This window comes from Moorena sp. SIO4A1, from assembly GCF_010672065.1.
GTDB lineage: Bacteria > Cyanobacteriota > Cyanobacteriia > Cyanobacteriales > Coleofasciculaceae > Moorena.
In genome coordinates, this window is the sequence record NZ_JAAHHX010000945.1 from 1 (window position 1) to 1,147 (window position 1,147).

The following is a 1,147-nucleotide window of genomic DNA, read 5'->3' on the forward strand; positions in this document are numbered from 1 at the left end:
CCAAATCTGGTCAATGGAAATGGATTGCCATTTACGGTAAAGTCGTGGCTCATGATCACAAGGGCAACCCGAAACGAATGGCAGGAACCCATAAAGATATTAGCGATCGCAAACAGGCCGAGGAGGAACTGCGGCTGAGCAGAGAACGCTTTCGCACGCTCTATGAAAATACACCAGTTATGCTGCATTCCATTGATAGCAATGGCAAATTGCTCAGTGTCAGTAACTACTGGCAAAAGAAGCTAGGCTACGATCGTAAAGAAGTTATTGGAAGACAATCGACGGATTTTTTAACAGAAGAATCACGCCAGTACGCCCAACAAGTGGTTCTGCCTCAATATTTTCAGACAGGAATTTCCTTGGATGTTCCCTATCAGGTGATCTGCAAGAATGGAGAAATCATTGACGTGCTTCTTTCCGCTATTGCTGAACAAGATGAGTTAGGTCAGGTGCTTCGGTCTCTAGCGGTTATGGTTGATGTCACTGCTCGCAACCGAGCGCAAGCTGCACTGCAAGATGCTAAAGAGGCTGCGGAAGTTGCCAATCGTGCCAAAAGCGAATTCCTGGCTAACATGAGCCACGAACTAAGAACCCCCCTTAATGGTATCTTCGGCTACACCCAAATCCTCAAAAAGTCCAAAACCATGGCTCCTGAGGAACTCAAAGGCGTCCACATCATTCATCAGTGTGGTTCACACCTGTTAACCCTGATTAACGACATTCTGGATCTCTCCAAAATTGAAGCCAGGAAAATGGAACTCGTTCCTGTAAATTTTCATTTTTCCTCCTTTCTGGAAAACCTGGTTGACATCTGCAGTATCCGCGCTCATCAGAAGGACATTGTATTTACTTACCAACCCCTTTCTCAACTTCCCAATGGCATCTATGGGGATGAGAAACGCCTACGACAAGTACTGATGAATCTCCTAAGTAATGCCATCAAGTTTACCGACTCTGGGGAAGTAACCTTGAAAGTGAGTGTCCTTGAATCTACGCAAAAGGAGAACCCCCCATCACCCCCCTTAGAGCTGATTTGTAAACAAAATCTTAAGCAGCTAATCGACGAGTCATTAGACGAATAAAAGAACCATAAATCATGGCTTCACTGCTTTGTGTATAAAGTTCATAGTCCTTACAAAGAGCGTCG

At 45.0% G+C, this 1,147-nt stretch carries 1 protein-coding gene and 1 pseudogene; one reads left to right on the top strand and one right to left on the bottom strand.

What is annotated here, in order from left to right; all coding sequences use genetic code 11:
- The coding region (locus F6K53_RS44330) for a PAS domain S-box protein (RefSeq protein WP_293087277.1) at positions 1 to 1,082 on the top strand (1,082 nt) is incomplete at its 5' end.
- On the opposite strand, the pseudogene F6K53_RS44335 reads toward F6K53_RS44330, so the two are convergent.
- Positions 1,048 to 1,147 (bottom strand): annotated as a pseudogene (locus tag F6K53_RS44335) (IS5/IS1182 family transposase); the annotation flags it as partial. The gene F6K53_RS44330 and the pseudogene F6K53_RS44335 overlap by 35 nt on opposite strands.